18 protein-coding genes are annotated in these 18,159 nt (G+C 71.1%); 4 read left to right on the top strand and 14 right to left on the bottom strand.

Going from position 1 to position 18,159, the window contains the following annotated elements:
• Positions 1–149: 149 nt before the first annotated feature.
• From ABT127_RS19820 to ABT127_RS19805, 4 genes are all read right to left on the bottom strand, one after another.
• Positions 150–1,304, bottom strand: a complete 1,155-nt coding sequence (locus ABT127_RS19820) for a C40 family peptidase (protein ID WP_351451755.1) — start codon at positions 1,302–1,304, stop codon at positions 150–152.
• 138 nt (positions 1,305–1,442) lie between these two features.
• Entirely contained in the window at positions 1,443–1,739 is a 297-nt protein-coding gene (locus ABT127_RS19815; protein ID WP_351451463.1) for a DUF8847 domain-containing protein, read from the bottom strand.
• A gap of 43 nt (positions 1,740–1,782) precedes the next feature.
• Positions 1,783–2,508: a TetR/AcrR family transcriptional regulator gene (locus ABT127_RS19810; protein ID WP_351451460.1), complete on the bottom strand. Its 726-nt coding sequence runs from the start codon at positions 2,506–2,508 to the stop codon at positions 1,783–1,785.
• Positions 2,509–2,653: 145 nt separating this feature from the next.
• Complete coding sequence (locus ABT127_RS19805; RefSeq protein WP_351451458.1) at positions 2,654–3,592, bottom strand: AurF N-oxygenase family protein; 939 nt, start codon at positions 3,590–3,592, stop codon at positions 2,654–2,656.
• 141 nt (positions 3,593–3,733) lie between these two features.
• On the opposite strand from ABT127_RS19805, the gene ABT127_RS19800 reads away from it, so the two are divergent.
• Entirely contained in the window at positions 3,734–4,840 is a 1,107-nt protein-coding gene (locus ABT127_RS19800) for a ferritin-like domain-containing protein (RefSeq protein WP_351451456.1), read from the top strand.
• Between the two features lie 50 nt (positions 4,841–4,890).
• Entirely contained in the window at positions 4,891–5,724 is an 834-nt protein-coding gene (locus tag ABT127_RS19795) for a hypothetical protein (RefSeq protein ID WP_351451454.1), read from the top strand.
• Between the two features lie 35 nt (positions 5,725–5,759).
• Here ABT127_RS19795 and ABT127_RS19790 read toward each other — a convergent pair whose 3' ends face one another.
• The 5 genes from ABT127_RS19790 to ABT127_RS19770 all read right to left on the bottom strand — a co-directional run bounded on the left by ABT127_RS19790 (position 5,760) and on the right by ABT127_RS19770 (position 11,194).
• Complete coding sequence (locus tag ABT127_RS19790; RefSeq protein ID WP_351451451.1) at positions 5,760–7,232, bottom strand: peptidoglycan D,D-transpeptidase FtsI family protein; 1,473 nt, start codon at positions 7,230–7,232, stop codon at positions 5,760–5,762.
• Positions 7,229–8,614, bottom strand: a complete 1,386-nt coding sequence (locus tag ABT127_RS19785; RefSeq protein WP_351451448.1) for an FtsW/RodA/SpoVE family cell cycle protein — start codon at positions 8,612–8,614, stop codon at positions 7,229–7,231. The genes ABT127_RS19790 and ABT127_RS19785 overlap by 4 nt, the downstream gene beginning before the upstream one ends.
• Before the next feature lie 40 nt (positions 8,615–8,654).
• Positions 8,655–9,005 carry an SH3 domain-containing protein gene (locus ABT127_RS19780; RefSeq protein ID WP_351451445.1) on the bottom strand — a complete coding sequence of 117 codons (351 nt, stop codon included), beginning with the start codon at positions 9,003–9,005 and terminating at the stop codon, positions 8,655–8,657.
• A 93-nt stretch (positions 9,006–9,098) separates the two neighbouring features.
• Positions 9,099–10,436, bottom strand: coding sequence for an ATP-binding protein (locus ABT127_RS19775; RefSeq protein ID WP_351451442.1), 1,338 nt, complete (start codon positions 10,434–10,436; stop codon positions 9,099–9,101).
• On the bottom strand, positions 10,433–11,194 hold the full coding sequence (locus ABT127_RS19770) for a hypothetical protein (protein WP_351451439.1): 762 nt from the start codon (positions 11,192–11,194) through the stop codon (positions 10,433–10,435). The genes ABT127_RS19775 and ABT127_RS19770 overlap by 4 nt, the downstream gene beginning before the upstream one ends.
• 382 nt (positions 11,195–11,576) lie before the next feature.
• Here ABT127_RS19770 and ABT127_RS19765 point away from each other — a divergent pair, with 382 nt between their 5' ends.
• Entirely contained in the window at positions 11,577–12,380 is an 804-nt protein-coding gene (locus ABT127_RS19765; protein ID WP_351451436.1) for an NERD domain-containing protein, read from the top strand.
• A gap of 244 nt (positions 12,381–12,624) precedes the next feature.
• On the opposite strand, the gene ABT127_RS19760 is transcribed toward ABT127_RS19765, so the two are convergent.
• Both ABT127_RS19760 and ligD read right to left on the bottom strand, forming a co-directional pair.
• Complete coding sequence (locus tag ABT127_RS19760) at positions 12,625–13,530, bottom strand: ATP-dependent DNA ligase (RefSeq protein WP_351451433.1); 906 nt, start codon at positions 13,528–13,530, stop codon at positions 12,625–12,627.
• Positions 13,527–14,414, bottom strand: coding sequence for a non-homologous end-joining DNA ligase (gene ligD, locus ABT127_RS19755; protein WP_351451431.1), 888 nt, complete (start codon positions 14,412–14,414; stop codon positions 13,527–13,529). Before ligD ends, ABT127_RS19760 begins: the two co-directional genes overlap by 4 nt.
• Positions 14,415–14,483: 69 nt before the next feature.
• Between ligD and ku the strand changes: the two genes are divergently transcribed.
• On the top strand, positions 14,484–15,482 hold the full coding sequence (gene ku, locus ABT127_RS19750) for a non-homologous end joining protein Ku (RefSeq protein WP_351451429.1): 999 nt from the start codon (positions 14,484–14,486) through the stop codon (positions 15,480–15,482).
• 81 nt (positions 15,483–15,563) lie between these two features.
• Here the strand turns inward: ku and ABT127_RS19745 are convergent, their stop codons facing one another.
• From ABT127_RS19745 to ABT127_RS19735, 3 genes are all read right to left on the bottom strand, one after another.
• Positions 15,564–16,706, bottom strand: coding sequence for an acyltransferase family protein (locus ABT127_RS19745; protein ID WP_351451426.1), 1,143 nt, complete (start codon positions 16,704–16,706; stop codon positions 15,564–15,566).
• Between the two features lie 140 nt (positions 16,707–16,846).
• Positions 16,847–17,266: a helix-turn-helix domain-containing protein gene (locus tag ABT127_RS19740; RefSeq protein WP_351451424.1), complete on the bottom strand. Its 420-nt coding sequence runs from the start codon at positions 17,264–17,266 to the stop codon at positions 16,847–16,849.
• Between the two features lie 167 nt (positions 17,267–17,433).
• Positions 17,434–17,790 (bottom strand): SH3 domain-containing protein, encoded by a 357-nt coding sequence (locus ABT127_RS19735; protein WP_351451421.1) that lies wholly within the window; start codon positions 17,788–17,790, stop codon positions 17,434–17,436.
• Between the last annotated feature and the right edge of the window lie 369 nt (positions 17,791–18,159).

Genomic DNA, 18,159 nt, shown 5'->3' with positions numbered 1-18,159 from the left:
CGGCCCGGCGTCACCGTTCGGAGTCAGGCGCACGAAGAAAGGGCGAATCCGTTCAGCCTGCGGTCTGCCTGGGCTCAGGATCCTATGAGGCGGACCTTTCTCGCCGGAAGCCGTCGCAAGCCATCCAGCCTCCTGCCGACAACCACGCCCTAGCCGTCCGAGGACGAGCCGTCCGAGGACGGGGCCCCGGCCGCGCCGTACCCCGCGTCACCGCCCGACATCGCGTCCGGCGGCAGCTCCGGCGCCCGGTACCCGGTCATCGCACCGGCCCCCGGATCCGGCCGCACCGCCCCGAGCAGCGGATTCGCGGCGATGGGGGAGACCTTCACCTTCGCCCCGGGCCGCGGCGCCTGCACCACCATCCCGTCGCCGAGATACATCGCCACATGCGTCGCCTTCGGGAAGTACACGACCAGGTCCCCGGGCCGCAGCTCGGACAGCGGCACCTTCGGCAGCGTCGCCCACTGCTCCTGCGAGGTGCGCGGGACCGGCCGCCCCGCGTGCGCCCACGCCTGCGAGGTGAGCCCGGAGCAGTCGTACGAGGCCGGGCCCTCCGCGCCCCACACGTACGGCTTCCCGATCTGCCGGACGGCGTAGGCGAGCGCGGCCTCCCCGGCCTTCGACGGCGAGCGGCCCACCGAGCTGAGCGCCCCCGAGGCCATGAACGTCCGCTGCGCGTCCGCCGTCCCGGCGTCCTCCAGCCGGGCCAGCTCGCCGAGCTGGTCGGCCGTCAGCGACGCGAGCAGCTCCTCGACCTCCTTCAGCCGGGCCTGCACCGCGTCCCGCTCCTTCTTCTGCCGGGCGGCGAGCTGCAGCTGCTCGTCCAGCGCGGCCCGCGCCTTCGTCGCCACCGCGTCGGCCTTCTTCTCGCTGCCCACGAGCCGGTCGACGGTCGCCTCCTGCTCGCGCGCGGCCCGCCGCAGCACGTGCCCCTGGTCGATGGCGTGCTCGGGATCGCGGGCCAGCAGCAGCCGTACGTACGGGGAGATCTCGCTGCTGCCCTGGTACTGCTGGCGGGCCAGACGCCCCGCCGCCACCCGGCTGCTGTACAGCGCGCCGCGCGCCGCGGCCAGCTTGCCGGACAGGTCGTCGGCGGCCCTGCGGCGCTCCTTGAGCTGCTCGGCCGTCGCGTTGTACGTCTCGGTGGCCTCCTCGGCCTGCTGGTACAGACCCTGAAGGTCCGTCAGGAGCTCGGCCACGGACCGGCCTCCGTCGGGGGCGGGCACCGCTCCCGCGGCGGAGGGGGACAGCAGCGCCCCCGCGACGGCCGCCGTGCACACCCACCGCACCACACTGCCTGACACCATGTCACCTCCGGTGCGGGCAGCCCCGGTGCCTGCCCGCACCGCGATCATCAACAGACAGTCACCTCGTCCGCCCGGAGGGCTGCGCGGTTCGGCGCAACTACGCCATCCCTTGAGGGGGCGCCCGGCGAGCCGCCTTTACGCCGGATCCTGCGGCTTCTCAGCCTTCTCAGCCTTCTTCGTCCAGGGCCACTTCACGGAGCGCTCCACCTTCCCGTCCGGCGCGAACGCGTACCGCCACTTCTGCACCAGGCGCACCGCCCGCCCGTCGGGCACGGGCTCGCGCACGTACACGAGGACGGTGTCGGGCCCGCCGTCCGGGTCCGGCACCGGCACCCGGTACACCTTGGGCGGATTGCCGGTGGCCGTGACCAGCACCGGCAGGCTGCGCCCGTCGAGGGGGCCGCCGACAAAGGGGATGTCTTCGCTCTTCACGCCTACCAGTAACGCACGGCCCGGTGACGCACGCCCCGGCCGGTCACAGCAGATGGGCCGCGTCGCTCACCACGGGCAGCATCCGCCGCGCCAGCTCGCCGACCGGTCCCTCCGGGGTCTCCAGGGCGAGCGCGTGGCGCACCACGTAGGCGGTCTGCGGGTCGCGGCCCGCGGTCGCGGCGAGGACCGCCATGAACTGGTCGACGAGTCCGTCGCGCAGATCGTCCAGCGGTGGCTCCTTGCCCTCGTCGAGCCAGATGAGCGAGGCCGCCTCGACCGCCGTGATCCACATCCGGACCGTCATCCGCAGCCGGGCGCCGGGCACGGCGACCGCGAGATGGCTGAGGATGTGCTCGGCCGCGGCCCGCCGCACCCCGTCGACGATCGCCGTCGTCCGCGAGGTCTCCACGACGCTGCCGCCCTGGAGCAGCGCGGCGAACCCCATGTCGTGCAGGTCGACGAAGGCGAGATAGCGGTCGAGCGCCCGCGCGAGCCGGGTCGTCAGGGGGCCCTCGGCGGGCTCCGCGAAGCACTGCTCCAGCACGTCCGCGGCGGAGCGCAGCGCGGCCTCGTAGAGCTGCTGCTTGCCGCCCGGGAAGTAGCGGTACACCAGCGGGCGGGACACGCCGGCGGCCTCCGCCACGTCGTCGAGGGAGACCTCCTCGGGTGCCCGGTGCGCGAACAACGACAGCGCTGCTTCGAGGAGTTGCGCCCGCCGCTCCTCGACACTGAGCCGTCGGTAGGCGGGCGTACCGGTTGCCGACGTCATGCTGCGCAGCGTAGCGGGACGAGGGTGCCCCTGGCTCGGCTCGTTCGTCCGCGGGCCGGTGGGGCGAGAAGCGGCCACCGGCCGTCAGCCGACCGACACCCCGCGACCAGCCCCCACCGGACCGGCACTCGACGCCGCACCGGGCTCACGCCAGCAGTCCGGAGGCGCGCCACAGCTGACGCCCGGGACCGCGCAGGACGCCGATGTCGTCCAGGAAGTCGGTGAGCCGCTTCGCACCGGTCTGCATGATCTCCCGGCGGTGCCCCGACGCCTTGACCTGGGCCATGGCCTCCTTCTGGTCCAGCCCCACGTTCGTGTAGACGGCGGGATTGATGAAGGCGACGGAGAAGACGCGCGCGAACTCGCCGGAGGTGAGCCGGGTGAACTCCTGCGACCACCGCGGCGCCGTCACCATCTGGCGCCGCAGCTCCTCACGCGCGTACCGCACGTGCCGCGCCTCCTCGACGACGTGGATGCGGGTCACGCCCCGGACCAGCGTCTGCACCCGCTCGTCCGGGAACGTCAGCCGCTGCATCCAGTCGAGGATCTCCTCGCCGAGCAGCGTCGCCGTGAACGAACCCGGCGTCGTCGAGATCGTCTTGAACAGCCGGCCGAGGTTGTGGTGGACGCGGGCCACCGGGTAGTGCGGGGTCCCGCCGCGCGTGATCAGCCGCGCGAACATCTTCGAGTGCCGGCACTCGTCCTCGATCTCGGTGAGCGCGTACCGGACGTGCGCGCTCGTCGCCGCCTTGTCGTAGACGTGCCGGACGAGCAGCTGCATCAGGATCAGCTCGAACCAGATGCCGAGCGAGGCGAGCGCCGCCGCCTCGTGCCGGGACAGATCGATCCGTTGCTCCTCGCTCATCCTCTTCCACAGCGGGGTGCCGTACAGCGAGACCAGCTCCGGCGGCCAGAACCACTTGCCGTCCTCGAACGGCGCGTCCCAGTCCAGCTCCTTGTCCGGGTCGAAGGAGTGCTTGGCGGACGAGTCGAGCAGCCGCTCGGCCACCTGCTCCCGGTCCTTGAGCAGACCGAGCGCGTCCCGCAGCCCTTCGAGCGCGTCGGCATCAGTCACGGTGGTCATCGCTGACTCCCCATCCCTGCCGGTGAGTTACCGGCTGTCACATCAGTCCGTCCCACTTATGAGACTGCGTGTCAGTAAGAGCGTCAATCCCTTGCGCACGACTTGTTGACCGCGCGTCTACCACCGTGTGAGCCTGCCGGTATGTCGACCCATGAGCTGTACACCGAGGCCGTGGGTGAGTCCAACTGGCAGGTTCCATCGGCCAGTTCGGCCCGCCTCAGCTGGGAATACGACGACGGGCGCGACCGCCTGCTGGCCCTGTACCAGAAGGGCAAGGACAAGCAGTGGGACGGTGCCAGACGCATCGACTGGGACCTGGAGGTCGATCCCCACGACCCCCTCGGTACCCCTGACGAGTCGATGTCCCTGTACGGCACGCCGTACTGGGCCAAGATGACCGACAAGGACAAGGGGGAACTGCGCAAGCACTACGCCTCCTGGCAGTTCAGCCAGTTCCTGCACGGGGAGCAGGGCGCGATGGTGTGCGCGGCGCGCATCGTCGAGTCGGTCCCCGACCTCGACGCCAAGTTCTACTCGGCGACCCAGACCATGGACGAGGCACGGCACGCCGAGATCTACGGCCGCTTCCTGCACGAGAAGATGGGGATGCTCTACCCCATCAACGACAACCTCCAGGCGCTGCTCGGCGACACCCTGCGCGACTCCCGCTGGGACATGCCGTACCTGGGGATGCAGGTCCTGATCGAGGGACTCGCCCTCGCCGCGTTCGGGCTGATCCGCGACACCACCGACAAGCCGCTGCCGAAGCAGATCCTCGCCTACGTCATGCAGGACGAGGCCCGGCACGTCGCCTTCGGGCGGATGGCGCTGCGCGACTACTACCGGCAGCTCACCGATGCCGAGCTGCGTGAGCGCGAGGAGTTCGTCATCGAGGGCTGCTACCTGATGCGCGACCGGCTGCGCGGGGTCGAGGTCCTGGAGAACTTCGGCATCCCGAAGGCGCAGGCCGAGCAGTACAGCGAGGAGTCCGAGTTCCTCGCCATGTTCCGGCAGTTGCTCTTCTCCCGGATCGTGCCGTGCGTCAAGGACATCGGCCTGTGGGGCAAGCGCCTCCAGCAGGCGTACGTGGACATGGGCGTCTTCGAGATGGGCGACTCCAACCTCGATCTGCTGATGGCGCAGGACGAGGAGATCGCGGAGAAGCTGGACGCGGAGCGCTTCGCGGCCGAGGAACAGGCGCGGGTCTCCGAGGTGGAGGCGGCGATCCGCTCCGGGGAGGCGGGCTGACCTCCGTCGCGCGACCGTCCCGTGTCCTCCGGATGGAGTAGCGTTCGGGCGTGTCCACGCCACCACCGCCCTCGCAGCAGCCGAACCCGAACCCGTACGGTCAGCAGCCCGGCCCCTACGGTCAGCCGCAGCCCCCCTACGGCCAGCCGCAGCCCCCGTACGGCCAGCAGCCGCCCGCCTACCCGGGCTTCCCGCAGCAGCAGTACCCGGGCGCCCCGCAATGGGGTGCGCCCCCGCCGCCGCCGAAACGCCGCGTCGGGATGATCATCGGGATCGTGGCCGGCGTCATCGTCGTGGGCGCGCTCGGCCTGGGCGCGCTCGCGTACATCGGCCTGAAGTCCGACGCCGGCTTCCCCGAGGCCGAGTACCGGCTGACGCTGCCGAAGAAGGTGCTCGACGAGAAGTACGAGCTGGTGCAGGACCTGTCCGCCTCCAAGGGCCAGGCCCTTGAGGACGAGGCCGACGGAGCCTGGGACGCGCGGGACACCAAGGCCGCCATCGGCCAGTACGCGCTCGGCGGCGACCAGAACGAGGGCGTGCTCGTCATCTCCGGCATGTATGGCCGGTTCAAGAACACCGACGACGCGCGCGAAAACATGATGAAGGGCGCCGCGGAGTCCGACAACGCCACCGTCGCCGTCCCCCCGAAGGACTTCCACCCGGCGGGCACCGACGTCACCATCACCTGCGAGGTGCTGACCCAGAGCAGCGGCGTCACGAAGATCACCATGCCGATGTGCGCCTGGGTCGACGGCAACACCGGCGCCTCCATCGGCGAGGTCACCGCGGAGACGGCGACCAAGAACCCGCAACACGTCGACCTGGACGCCGCCGCCGAGACGGCCGCGAAGATCCGCGAGGAGATCAGGCAGCCGGTGGGCTGACCGAGCCCCGTGGCGTACGGGCGTGGGCGGCGCCGTCACCCGGCCGACGTGTCGAGCACGGCCTCCATCACCGAGCGGGCGATGGGGGCCGCGCTGCCGCCGCCGCTGATGTCCGCCCGGTTCGCCGACGCGTCCTCGACCACCACGGCGACCGCGACCTGCGGGGTGGAGGCGTCGGGCCCCTGCGCGTAGGAGATGAACCACGCGTACGGCACGCCCTCGTTGTTCACGCCGTTCTGCGCGGTGCCGGTCTTGCCGCCGACCGTCACGCCCGGGATCTGCGCGTTGGTGCCCGTGCCCTTGGTGACGACGTCGACCATCAGCTGCTGGAGCTGCGTCGCGGTGTAGGCCGACATGACCTGCTGGTAGCTCTTGTTGTCGGTGGTCGACACCGTCGTGCCGTTCTGCTTCGTCGTCTTCTCCACCAGGTGCGGCTGCATCAGCGTCCCGCCGTTCGCGACGGCCGCCGACACCATCGCCATCTGCAGCGGGGTGGCCGCCGTGTCGAACTGTCCGATGGAGGAGAGCGCGAGCTGCGCCTTGTCCATGTCCGTGTCGAAGTTCGACTTGGCGGCGGTCATCGGGATCCGCATCCGGGTGTCGTTGAACCCGAAGTTCTGCGCCATCTTCACCATGCCGGAGAGCCCGACCTTCACCCCGAGGTTGGCGAACACGGTGTTGCAGGAGGCCGCCATCGCGTACTCCAGCGTGGCGTTCTCACAGGCGTCGGACGAGGACTCGTTCGTCAGCTGGGTGGTGGTGCCCGGCAGGGTGTACGGGGACGGGGTGTCGGTCGCCGTGCCGGTCCCGTCGACGATGCCGTTCTCCAGCACCGCCGCGGCCGTGACCACCTTGAACGTCGAGCCCGGCGGATAGGTCTCGCGGATCGCCCGGTTCAGCATCGGCCGGCTGGACGACGCGTTCAGGCTGTTCCAGGCGCTCACGTCGGACTGGCCGGTGCCCGCGATGTTCCCCGGGTCGTACGAGGGGGTGGAGACGAGGGCGAGGATCTTCCCGGTCGCCGGGTCGATCGCCGCGACGGCGCCCTTCTTGCCGCCGAGCCCGTCGTAGGCGGCCTTCTGCGCGGCCGCGTTGATCGTCGTCTCGACATCGCCGCCGGGATTCTGGAAGCGCGAGATCTCGTTCCAGAAGGGGACCGTCGACAGCATCGCGTCGGTGCCGGAGAGGACGTCGTCCTCGGCGCTCTCCACGAACGTCGTGCCGTACGTCTGCGAGGCGTACCCGGTGACCGGCGCGTACATCGGCCCGTGCTTGTAGGTTCGCTCGTACTTGTACGTCCCGCCGGTGTCCCGCGAGCCGGTGACCGGCTTGCCCTGTACGAGGATGTCGCCGCGCGGCTGGTCGTAGCGCTGGATGGTCTCGCGCCGGTTGGCCGGGTTGTCGTCCAGCGACGGCGACTCGAAGACCTGGACCCGGGCCGCGTTCAGCAGCAGCGCGACCAGCAGCACGAAGCAGAAGACGGACGCGCGGCGGATGTACTTGGTCACGGGCCGGCCTCCGAAGCGCCCTCGGGGAGCAGCGAGCCACGCGCCGAGTCACTGATCCGTACGAGGATCGCGACGATGACCCAGTTGGTGACGAGGGACGAGCCGCCCTGCGCGAGGAACGGCATCGCCATGCCGGTCAGCGGGATCAGCCCCATCACACCGCCCGCGATGACGAACACCTGGAGCGCGACGATCGAGGCGAGCCCGACCGCGAGCAGTCGGCCGAACGGGTCGCGCAGCGCGAGCCCGGCCCGGTAGCCCCGCTCCACGAGCAGCGCGTACAGCAGGAAGATCGCGGTCAGTCCGGCCAGGCCCAGCTCCTCGCCCGCCGTCGCCAGGATGAAGTCCGACTTGGCGGCGAAGCCGATGAGGATGGAGTGGCCCATGCCGAGCCCGGTGCCGAGCATCCCGCCCCAGGCGAACGCGAACAGCGACTGGGCGAGCTGTCCCGCGCCCAGGCCCGCGTCGATGGAGGCGAAAGGGTTCAGCCAGTCCTCGACGCGACTGTGCACGTGCGGCTCGAACGATCCGACGAGGACCGCGCCCGCGGCGGCGAGCACCAGCCCGATGGCGATCCAGCTCCCGCGGCCCGTGGCCACGTAGAGCATCACGATGAAGAGCCCGAAGAAGAGCAGGGACGTGCCGAGGTCGGTCTCCAGGACCAGCACCCCGACGCTCAGCAGCCAGATCACGAGGATCGGCGCGAACACCCGCATGGTGGGGAACTGGAAGCGCCACACCTTCTTGCCGGTGTAGCGCAGGGCGTTGCGGTTGGCCGCGAGGTAGCTGGCGAAGAAGACCGCGAGCAGGATCTTGGCGAACTCGCCCGGCTGGATGGAGAAGCCGCCGATCTGGATCCAGATCCGGGCGCCGTTCACGGCGGGGAAGAAGATCGGCAGGATCATCAGGATCAGCGCCGCGACCACCGACAGGTATGCGTACCGCTGCAGGACGCGGTGGTGGCGCAGGAAGACCACGAAGACGATGAACAGGCCGATGCCGAGCGTCGACCAGACCAGCTGGGTGGGGGCTGCGTCCGAGTCCGGGGTCTCCAGGTCGAGCCGGTAGATCAGGACGAGCCCGAGCCCGTTGAGGAGCACGGCGATCGGCAGCAGCAGCGGATCGGCGTACGGGGCGCGGAAGCGGACCGCGCAGTGGGCGAGGAGTGCGAGCACCCCGAGCCCGGCGCCGTAACCGGCGGCGCCGGGCGGAACGGTTCCGTTCCTGGCGAGCCCCACGTCGCAGTAGCCGTAGACGCTGAGGAGCACGGCGAGCACGATCAGGACGAGTTCGGTCCCCCGGCGCCGGGGGACGCGCACGGCCGGAACCGTGGAGGTGGCCGCGGCGGCCACCGGTCCCGATGAACCCGTTGATCCGGTCATGACCGGAACCTAGCAAGTTCACCGGTGATATCTGGATATGTCAGCACCAACGGGGTGCCGCGCCGATGTTCGCGATGTACTTCGCCGAACCCCAGGCCCAGGTGCCGTCGGTCAGCAGGTACCAGAGGTTGTTGCCGCCGACGGAGTCGCCGCCCGTCTTGCAGAAGATCGGGACGATCTTGTTGTACGGCTCGGTGCGCACGATGCGGCTGCCCCGGGTCGGGGCGTCGCGCAGGTTCAGACCGCTCTTGGCCGTGACCCGGCCCTTGTAGACGGGGTGGCCGCTGCCGGAACCGGCGTCGGCGGCGAGGGCGGGGGAGGCGGTGGCCGCCAGGGTCGCGACGGCGGCGACGGCTATGCCGAGACGGGTGGCTGCGGTCCGTGTGCTCATGGAGCCTCCTTGGGGAGGGTGTGCGGCGGGTGCCCGGAAATGGGTGTAAAGCCGTGCTTCACACTAAAAGCGCCACGTAACGTGCGCAAAAGGTCACGGGGAGTGGGGCCCGGCCTGCCGGACCCAGGAAGGTGCGGGCTCGTCGTACGGCAGCGTCAGCGTGGCCAGCGCCCCGCCGTCCGCCGCGTTCGTGAACGTGAGCCGCGCGCCGAGCACTTCGGCCTGGCCGAACGCGATGGTCAGCCCCAGCCCGTGCCCGCGCGCCCCGCCCTCGGTGCGGAACCGCTGCGGGCCGTGCTCCACCAGGTAGTCCGGGTAGCCCTCGCCGTGGTCCCGCACGGTGATCACCGGCCCGTCGACGGTCAGCACCACCGGCGGGCCGCCGTGCCGGTGGGCGTTGCCGACGAGGTTGCCGAGCACCCGCTCCAGGCGACGTCGGTCGGTCTCCACGCACACGTCCCGCACGACGACGACCTCGGTCCGGCCGGAGTCGGTTCCCGAGGCGCGCACGACCCGCTCGGCGACCGGTCCCAGCCAGGCGGCGTCCAGCTCCACCCGCTCGCTGCGCGCGTCGAGCCGGGAGATCTCCAGCAGGTCCTCGGTGAGCGTGCGCAGCGCGGCGACCCGGTCGCGGACCAGCTCGGTGGGGCGGCCCGGCGGCAGCAGCTCGGCGGCCGCGTGCAGCCCGGTCAGCGGTGTACGCAGCTCATGGGCGACGTCGGCGGTGAAGCGCTGCTCCGTGAGGATGCGGGCCTGGAGCGAGGACGCCATCGAGTCGAGCGCGCCGGCGACGGCGGCGACCTCGTCCTGGTGGCGCTGCGGATCCTTGGTGCGCGGGTCGTTGACGCGGGCGTCCAGGTCGCCCGCGCTGATCTTGCGGGCGACCCGGGCCGTGGTGTGCAGCCGCCGCGTCACCCGGGTCACCGCGAACGCGCCGACGAGCAGGGTCGCGCCGATGGCCAGCACCGAGGAGCCGAGGATGGCGTTGTCGAGGCCGTCGATGGTGCGGGCGCTCTGCTCGTAGTCGACCTCGACGGCGAGGGCGCGGCCCGCGCCCGCGGCCTGGTCGGGCCGCGGGGCGGAGGCCGGACCGGCCGCCCACATCACCGGGCGCGTGTCGGACCGGCCGAGCATGGTGCCGTGCCGGCCCCGCGCCGCGAGGTCGCGCAGCGGCGCGGGCAGGCCCGGCGGGTCGACCGCGGCGCCGGGCCCGAGCCGGTCCCCGGCCGCGAGCGCCTTCGCGGCCTCGTCGAGCCGCGACAGCGCCCGGTCCCTGGCCTCGCCCACCGTCTGCCGGGTCACCGAGACGTGCACGAGGATCCCGAGCAGCGCGGTCAGCGCGCAGCACATCACCGTGATGAACGCCGCCGCCTTCCAGGTGAGCGACGCGGTCCACGCGGGCAGCCACGACCGGCGCGCCGGGGACGTCATGACGCGCCGGGGGAGAGGGCGGACGAGGGGCGGGCCGAGGGGGTCGCCGACGGGGTCTCGGACGGCGTTTCGGCAGGGCTCGCCGAGGGCGTCTGCGGCGGCCCGGTCCGCACGATCTCGTCGCGCGTCGGCAGCATGGCCTTCTGATGGGCGTCGTACTGCCACGAGGTCCGGTACTCGTACCCGGACAGGTCCGCGACGGCCCGCACGACCACGGTGCCCCCGGCCAGCTCGACGCTGATCACGGCGTCCTCGTCGTCCATGATCTGGGTCAGCGTGCCGCCCTCGTACATGTAGACGCGCACCACCAACTGCTGCTTCGGCGCCTTGAAGCCGACGACCATGTCGTCCTTGCCGTCCCCGGTCAGATCGGCGAAGTAGGCGTGCAGGACCGGGCAGCGGGGCCCGCGAGTGCCCGGATCACCGCAGTCGGCCAGACCCTTCTCGATGTCCTTGTACGCGTCCGGGTCCGCGGCCCGCTGGGCGCGGATCACGCTGACCGGGTCCACCCGGCGCAGATCGCCGCCCGGCACGGTGACCCCCTTGACCACATCGGTCTCGCCCGCCCCGTAGTCGTCGACCGCGGCGGAGGCGGGGGTCAGGGACGGCCACAGTTCGCGCGGGCCGACCGCCGTCGGGGTGGGGCCCGCGCTCTCCAGGCCGCCCGCGTCGCCGCAGCCCGACAGCAGCAGCGCGGCGGCGGGTACGGCGAGAGCGAGCGCCACCGCCGGACGACGCCCGGCGCGCCAGGACTCCACTGCGCTCCACGCTCCTGTCTTCCGGCCTGTCTTCCGGCCTGTCTTCCGGCCTGTCTTCCGGTCCGTCCTCGGGTACTGGTGACGGCTTCCGCGACGGCCACGGCTTCCGCCGTGCCGCGTACACCATATGGTCAGGGAAGTTCTTTTTCTGTGGGAGGTCCTTTTTATTAGCCCGTCGGGCCGCACGCACCCGGTGGGGTGGCGTGGGGTGGTACTTCAACCGGTCCGGCGCGCTGAGCAGGAAGAGCCCGGGACGGGGCCGGTCGGGCGACGCCGGATCACCCGACCGCGACCGGCTCCTTGCACCGCCCCGAGCGTCCTGCGGGCTTCTTGCCTGCGGCCGTTCTTGCTGCTCCCATGGTCGGAGGGGTGGTGATGGGGCATGAACGGACTGCGCGTCATTCCGACCTGGCGACACGGTCAGGAGCGGCTCTACGTCTACGGGGAGGACGGCACGACCGTCGCCTGGTACGACCGGGAGGCGGCCCGGGTGAACCTGCTCAGCGAGTCCAGCAGGGAGGCCGTGCTGGCGGTGCTCGGCCCGTTCGTCACCGGGCAGTACACGGTCGGACCGCCGCCGGTGCCCACGCCGGTGGAGCTGGTCCGCCTCAGTCTCCACCCGGACGACGACCTCGCGCCGAACCGGCCGGGTGAGGCGCTGCTGATCTCCCTCGACCGGGACCCCGCACCCCCGCGCAGGCTGCGCGTCGACCCGCGCCGCAGGGCGCTCGCCGCGCAGCAGCAGGTCGGCGAGGTGCTCGACGGACTCGAAGCGGCCGGCTGGCGCGTCCTGCACTCGGTGCCGCTGCCCGGCGGCGCGTGCGTCCACCACCTGCTGATCGGCCCCGGCGGCCTGTTCGCCCTGCACGTCCTGCCCGCCCGCAAGCAGCGCATCCGCATCACGGACCCCCTGCTCGCGGCGGGCCGTGCGGCCCCCCACCCCCTGCTCCGCCGCGTCCGCGCGGACGCCTCCCGAGCCTCCTTCGCCCTGACGGCCGAAGTGCGCGCGGCGCTGGTCCTGGTGGACCCGGGTCCGGTGGAGGTGCAGACACCACCACGGGACGTACGCGTCCTGACCCTCACCGACCTGCCGACCCTCACCCGATCCGGCGGCCTCCTCAAACCGGCAGACGTGGAGGCCCTCCACGCGATGGCCCGAGACCGAGCCACGTGGCAACGGGTCTGAAGCGAGCCGCGCGGAGAACTCCACCGGTCCGGCATGCGGAAGCGATGAGCAGCGCGCAGCGCACGCTCCAGGGGCGCGGGGAACTGCGCGAGAACCCCACTGGACCGGCACGTGGGAACGATGAGCAGCGCGCAGCGCACGCTCCAGGGGCGCGGGGAACTGCGCGACCAGCCCCGACGCACCCGCACCCGACAACACGCCCCCTCCACCCCCGCCCCCCCCCGCATCACCGCCCCACCCCACATCACCGAAACCGAACCACCTCCGCCGAGAACGCCCCGTGCCGGGTGGACGCCTGCCGGACCTCCACCACCAACTCCGTCTCCCCTCCCACCAGTTGATACGGCACGTCCCCCACTCCCACCCCCACGACAACCCCGACCTCCCCACTCACCGCCCCCACCAGCAGCCGCCGCCCGGCATCCCGCCGCACCCCCGCGGCCAGCGGCACGCTCAGCACCGGCTCCCCGTCCCCGGCGACCACGACCACCAGCGCCCGCGGAGCCCCTACCGCACCGGTGAACCCCACGACCACGGCATCCTTGGTGTCGCTGTGCCGAATCTTCAGCCAGCTCCGCCGCCCTCCGCGATAGACCCCGTCGACCCGCTTGGCGACCAGCCCCTCCACCCCGGTGGCGACCAGCGCCTCGTACCAGTCCAGCGCCGTCCCCCGGTCCGTCGTGGCGGGCACGGCCTGCAGCGGTGGCCCCAGTGGCTCCAGCAGCGCGGTCAGCCGCTCCCGTCGCTCCCGGTAGGCGCGCCCCCGCAGATCGACCCCCTCCGCGCCCAGCACGTCGAACGCGGCATAGGACGCGGGAAGCTCACGGGCGAGCCCCCGCGCCCGCCCGGCACTCGCGGCGGCTGCCCGTCGCTGCACGGCGGCGAAGTCGGTACGTCCGCCGTGCCAGACCACGACCTCCCCGTCGAGCACGGTCCCGGCCGGCAGCTCCAGAGCGGCCTCGACGAGGTCCGGGAAGGCCCGTGTCACGGTCCGCCCGGACCGTGCCTGAAGCACCACCCCGCCCTCGTCCCGGAACACCACCATCCGGTGCCCGTCGAACTTCGGCTCGAACGACCAGGCCACCCCCGTACCGTCGGCCGGAAGCTCGTCGACCGGTTCGGCCAGCGCCACCTCCACGGGCCGCCTCACCGGGGAATCCGCCCGGCCCGGTTCGGATTGATCAGCGGCCCGAGCAGATCCCCGTACCGGCGCAGCCGCGGCGCGATGTCGTCGGCGCGGAACACCAGGTCGTCGGCGCGCACACAACCGGCCACCTCGTCCCAGGTCACCGGCGCGGACACGGTCGGCTCGGCGCGGGCCCGCAGCGTGTAGGGCGCGGCCGTCGTCTTGGCCGCGGAGTTCTGGCTGTGGTCGACGAACACCTTTCCGGGCCGCAGGCTGCGCGTCATGCGGTGCACGACGAGGTGCGCCAGCGCGCCCTCCGCCTCCTGCGCGAGCGCCTTCGCGTAGGCGCTGACCTGCGCGGACGGTGTCGGCACCAGCGGCACGAGCAGATGCAGCCCCTTCGACCCGGACGTCTTCGCGCAGGCGTGCAGCCCATCCGCGGCGAGCCGCTCCCGCAGCCACAACGCCACCTCGCAGCACTGCACGACATCGGCGGGCGCCCCCGGATCGAGGTCGAGGACCAGCCGGTCGGCGGCGCCCGGCGCGTCCGCCCGCCACTGCGGAGTGTGGAACTCGGTGACCAGGTTCGCCGCCCACATCAGCGTGGGCAGGTCCTGGACGAGGATCTGCCGCGCGCTGTCCCCGTCCGAACGCGGCACCTCGGCCGTCTTCACCCAGGCGGGGGTGCCCGGCGGCACGTTCTTGGCGAAGAAGCGCTGGCCCCCGGGACCGTCCGGAAAGCGCAGGAAGGAGACCGGTCGGTCGTACAGGTGCGGGAGCAGCGCACCGGCCGTGGTCGCGTAGTAGTGCAGCAGCTCGCCCTTGGTGAACCCGGACGCCGGGTACAGCACCTTGTCCAGATTGCTGAGCGCGAGCCGCCGCCCCTCCACTTCTGTCATGGGCGTCATACGCTCATACTGAGACAACCTGACAATCCGCACTCTTCTTGCGAAAGCGGGCGAAACGGGAGGTACACCGTGCGCTCCATATGGAACGGCGCCATCTCGTTCGGCCTGGTCAGCATCCCCATCAAGCTGGTCAACGCCACCGAGAACCATGCGATCTCCTTCCGCCAGATCCACCTGGAGGACGGCGGCCGCATCCGCTACCGCAAGGTGTGCGAGCTGGAGGACAAGGAAGTCACGACCGCCGAGATCGGCAAGGGGTACGAGGACGCCGACGGCTCGATCATCCCGATCACCGAGGACGACCTGGCCTCCCTCCCGATCCCGACCGCGAAGACGATCGAGATCGTCGCCTTCGTCCCGGCCGACCGCATCGACCCGCTCCAGATGGACGCGGCCTACTACCTGTCGGCGAACGGCGTCCCCGCCGCCAAGCCGTACACCCTGCTCCGCGAGGCCCTGAAGCGCAGCCAGAAGGTCGCCATCGCCAAGTTCGCCCTGCGCGGCCGGGAGCGGCTCGGCATGCTGCGCGTCGTCGACGACGTCATCGCCATGCACGGCCTGCTGTGGCCGGACGAGATCCGCGCCCCCGAGGACGTCGCGCCGGACACCCGGGTCACGGTGCGCGACGCCGAACTCGACCTGGCCGACGCCCTGATGGACACCCTCGGCGAGGTCGACCTCGCCGACCTCCACGACGACTACCGGGAAGCGGTCGAGAACATGATCGCGGCGAAGGCCTCCGGGGACGAGCAGGAGAAGACCCCCGCGGCGGCCGGTGACGGGGGCGGCCGGGTGATCGACCTGATGGCCGCGCTGGAAGGCAGCGTGAAAGCCGCGAAGGAGGCCCGCGCCTCGGGCGGCGAGATGGCCGAGGTGACACATCTGGCCGGCCGCACCAGCAAGAAGGCGGCGGCGAAGAAGAAGACGACGTCGGCTAAGAAGACGACAGCGGCGAAGAAGGCCACGACGGAAACGAAGAAGAAGGCGACGTCGGCTAAGAAGACCACGGCGGCGAAAAAAGCCACCACGGCGAAAAAGGCGACCCCGAGGAAAAAGGCGTCTGCCTGAGGCGGTGCGGGGAGACAAAAGGAAACCGGTCGGCCCGGCGCATATATGCGCCGAACCGACCGGTTCCGAGTCTCGCCGGGACTACCTCCGCCGAGCGACCTCGGAGGCGTCCTTCCTGAAGGCCCACTCCATCTTCGGCTCCATGACGAACCGGAAGGCGCGCTGCACGGGTGGCGTGCACAACGCGGTGATGAGGGACATGGCGGCGACGGTGACGACGATCTCGCCCCAGGGCGTGTGCACCCAGTCGACGTCGTACCAGTCCCAGAAGCGCGACCCCTTCGCCACGAACCCGTGCAGCAGGTACCCGTACAGGGTCCCGGCACCGAGCGCCGTGAACCACAGCTTGCGCCCCGGGACCCAGGCGAAGAAGCAGGCGGCGAGGATCACCGAGCAGCCGAACATGGCGAGGGTCATGACCGCGCCGGACCAGCCGGGCGCCGCCAGTTCCTGCGCGCTGTCGCGACGGTAGAACCAGGCGGCGTTCATCCGGGGGGCCGCCCAGTAGGCGAACAGCAGCGCGGCGGCGAAGACCGGCACGGCCAGCAGCCGCGCTTCCTTGCGGCGCACGAGCTGGAAGTGCTCGGGCTTGAGGCACAGCCCGAGGACGAAGAAGGGCAGGAACTGCAGCACGCGCTGGAGGTCCAGGTCGTCACCGATGTCGGGGGAGACCGAGGCGAGGACCGCGATGGCCAGCGCCAGCGGCAGCGGCCAGCGGACGACCTTCCAGAACGGGGTGGACAGCCGCCACACGAACAGCGCGATCAGGAACCAGGTCAGGTACCAGGGGTCGAGCAGGCTGATCGGGTAGTCGGGGTCGCCGCCGGCGGTCCGCTTGAAGAAGGTGTACGCGACCTCGAAGACGACGTACGGCACGGCCACCCCGGTGATCAGCCGCTTCAGCCGGCCCGGGCTCGCGTCGAAGGACCGCGAGAAGTAGCCGGAGATGACGATGAACGCCGGCATGTGGAAGGCGTAGACCGTCATGTACAGCGCGGACGCCGCCCGGCTGTCCCCGCGCAGCGGCTCCCAGGAATGTCCCATCGCGACGAGCACGATCGCCAGGTACTTGGCGTTGTCTAAGAACGCGTCCCGTGCCTTGCCGGGCTTCTTCCCGGCCGCGGCGGCGGGCGCCGGGGCCGCGGTGCCCGTGGAGGGTGCGGCGGCGGCGCGCTGGTCCGGTAGTGGGGCTCGCTGCGCCGCGAGCTGAAGTGGTTCGCTCATGATCCCTCCCGGATGGAACCTCGACTCTCGTCTACGCGTCTTCTCTGGTTTGCGGGATTCATGTGGCGGCGAGACATCTCAGGCACCGTAGTCACCGATTGCGGCGCGCGTAAACCTGTGCCGGTCATGGGTGGTGTCTGTCACACGCCCGTGGAACGGTCCGGCTGACCCTTCACCGGCCGGGTGTGAATCCGGGACAAACAGGCCGGCAGATCGCCCCCCTCCGCACGCCCCCGAGCCCGGTAGGCACTCGGCGTTTCCCCCACCAGCTCGGTGAATCGGGAGCTGAACGACCCCAGCGACGTACACCCCACCTCGAAGCACACCTCGGTCACCGACAGGTCGCCCCGGCGCAGCAGCATCTTGGCCCGCTCGATCCGCCGGGTCATGAGATAGCTGTACGGGGTCTCTCCAAAAGCGGCACGAAAACTCCGCGAGAAGTGGCCCGGCGACATCAACGCGGTCTGCGCCAGCGCGGTGACGTCCAACGGCTCGGCGTACTCCCGGTCCATCCGGTCCCGGGCCCGCCGCAGCCGAACAAGATCCTCCAGATTCGTCACCCGTCAACGATCCCACGCACCGCGCCGCCCCGACGGCGATCCGCTCCGACGGCGATCCGCCACGTTCCCCGGGACCGGCCGAGAAGCCGGCCCCGGGGAACCTCACCGTGCGTGCCTCGACGGACCGGGCCGGTCCGTGCCGTCGGGCGGGTTCAGCCCCGGGCGTGTCAGAACCCGCAGGCCACGCTGCTCCCGTAGTCGCTCAGGAGGTCGTCGCGGACCCAGCCGTACGTGCCGGTCGCGTCGTTTCTGAGGTACGTCCAGGTGTAGCTGCCGGCCACCGTGTAGCAGTGGTAGTCCAGCCGCTGCCCGGCGTACGCGATGCCGTTGACGGCACAGCCGGTGCTGGAGCCGCTGCGCTCGTTGGCTCCGTCGGCCGTGGCGTTCCAGGCGCTGCTGTCCTTGTCGGCGGCCGTCTTGCCGCAGGCGGCGGAGGCCGAGGCCGGCGTGGTGGACAGGACGAGCGGGATGCTGGCGGCCACGGCCGCGAGCGTCGGCAGGACGGCTGCGATACGTCGCTTCATGGAGACCCCTCGTTGTGGTGTTGTCGGCACTGCGTCGCGCGTGAGCTCGCCTTCCTGTTGACTTTCGGGTGCGCCGGCAGTGGCTGTGCGCGCGTTTGATGCGTGAACAGCGTTAGTACGATCTCCAGCACCGTGAATTGAAGAAAGGATTCCGTCGTTGGATGGCCCATTGCTTTCCACGTCGGACCGGAAATGTGGCGAACGAATTTCGGCCGCGAAGACGTGCGCCGACGGCCGAATCGCCGGGGGTGTGGCCGGATTTCTCGTCTGTGACGAAGCAGGACGGATCTTCGGATTCCGCGGATGGTTCCGTTCCGAATTCCGGTCTGTCGTGGGAGGCTCGGATCATGGTTTATTCAGGGCATCGCT

The organism is Streptomyces sp. NPDC001904, assembly GCF_040297005.1.
GTDB lineage: Bacteria > Actinomycetota > Actinomycetes > Streptomycetales > Streptomycetaceae > Streptomyces.
Note: the sequence above shows the minus strand (reverse complement) of the source record. Positions and strands in the feature narration are given on the sequence as shown.

Bases quoted from the DNA above. Each gene is read 5' to 3' on its own strand.
- ABT127_RS19810 (WP_351451460.1), bottom strand. From the start codon at position 2,508: ATGACGTCGGCAACCGGTACGCCCGCCTACCGACGGCTCAGTGTCGAG.
- ABT127_RS19805 (WP_351451458.1), bottom strand. From the start codon at position 3,592: ATGACCACCGTGACTGATGCCGACGCGCTCGAAGGGCTGCGGGACGCG.
- ABT127_RS19800 (WP_351451456.1), top strand. From the start codon at position 3,734: ATGTCGACCCATGAGCTGTACACCGAGGCCGTGGGTGAGTCCAACTGG.
- ABT127_RS19785 (WP_351451448.1), bottom strand. From the start codon at position 8,614: ATGACCGGATCAACGGGTTCATCGGGACCGGTGGCCGCCGCGGCCACC.
- ABT127_RS19780 (WP_351451445.1), bottom strand. From the start codon at position 9,005: ATGAGCACACGGACCGCAGCCACCCGTCTCGGCATAGCCGTCGCCGCC.
- ABT127_RS19775 (WP_351451442.1), bottom strand. From the start codon at position 10,436: ATGACGTCCCCGGCGCGCCGGTCGTGGCTGCCCGCGTGGACCGCGTCG.
- ABT127_RS19765 (WP_351451436.1), top strand. From the start codon at position 11,577: ATGAACGGACTGCGCGTCATTCCGACCTGGCGACACGGTCAGGAGCGG.
- ligD (WP_351451431.1), bottom strand. From the start codon at position 14,414: ATGACGCCCATGACAGAAGTGGAGGGGCGGCGGCTCGCGCTCAGCAAT.
- ABT127_RS19745 (WP_351451426.1), bottom strand. From the start codon at position 16,706: ATGAGCGAACCACTTCAGCTCGCGGCGCAGCGAGCCCCACTACCGGAC.
- ABT127_RS19735 (WP_351451421.1), bottom strand. From the start codon at position 17,790: ATGAAGCGACGTATCGCAGCCGTCCTGCCGACGCTCGCGGCCGTGGCC.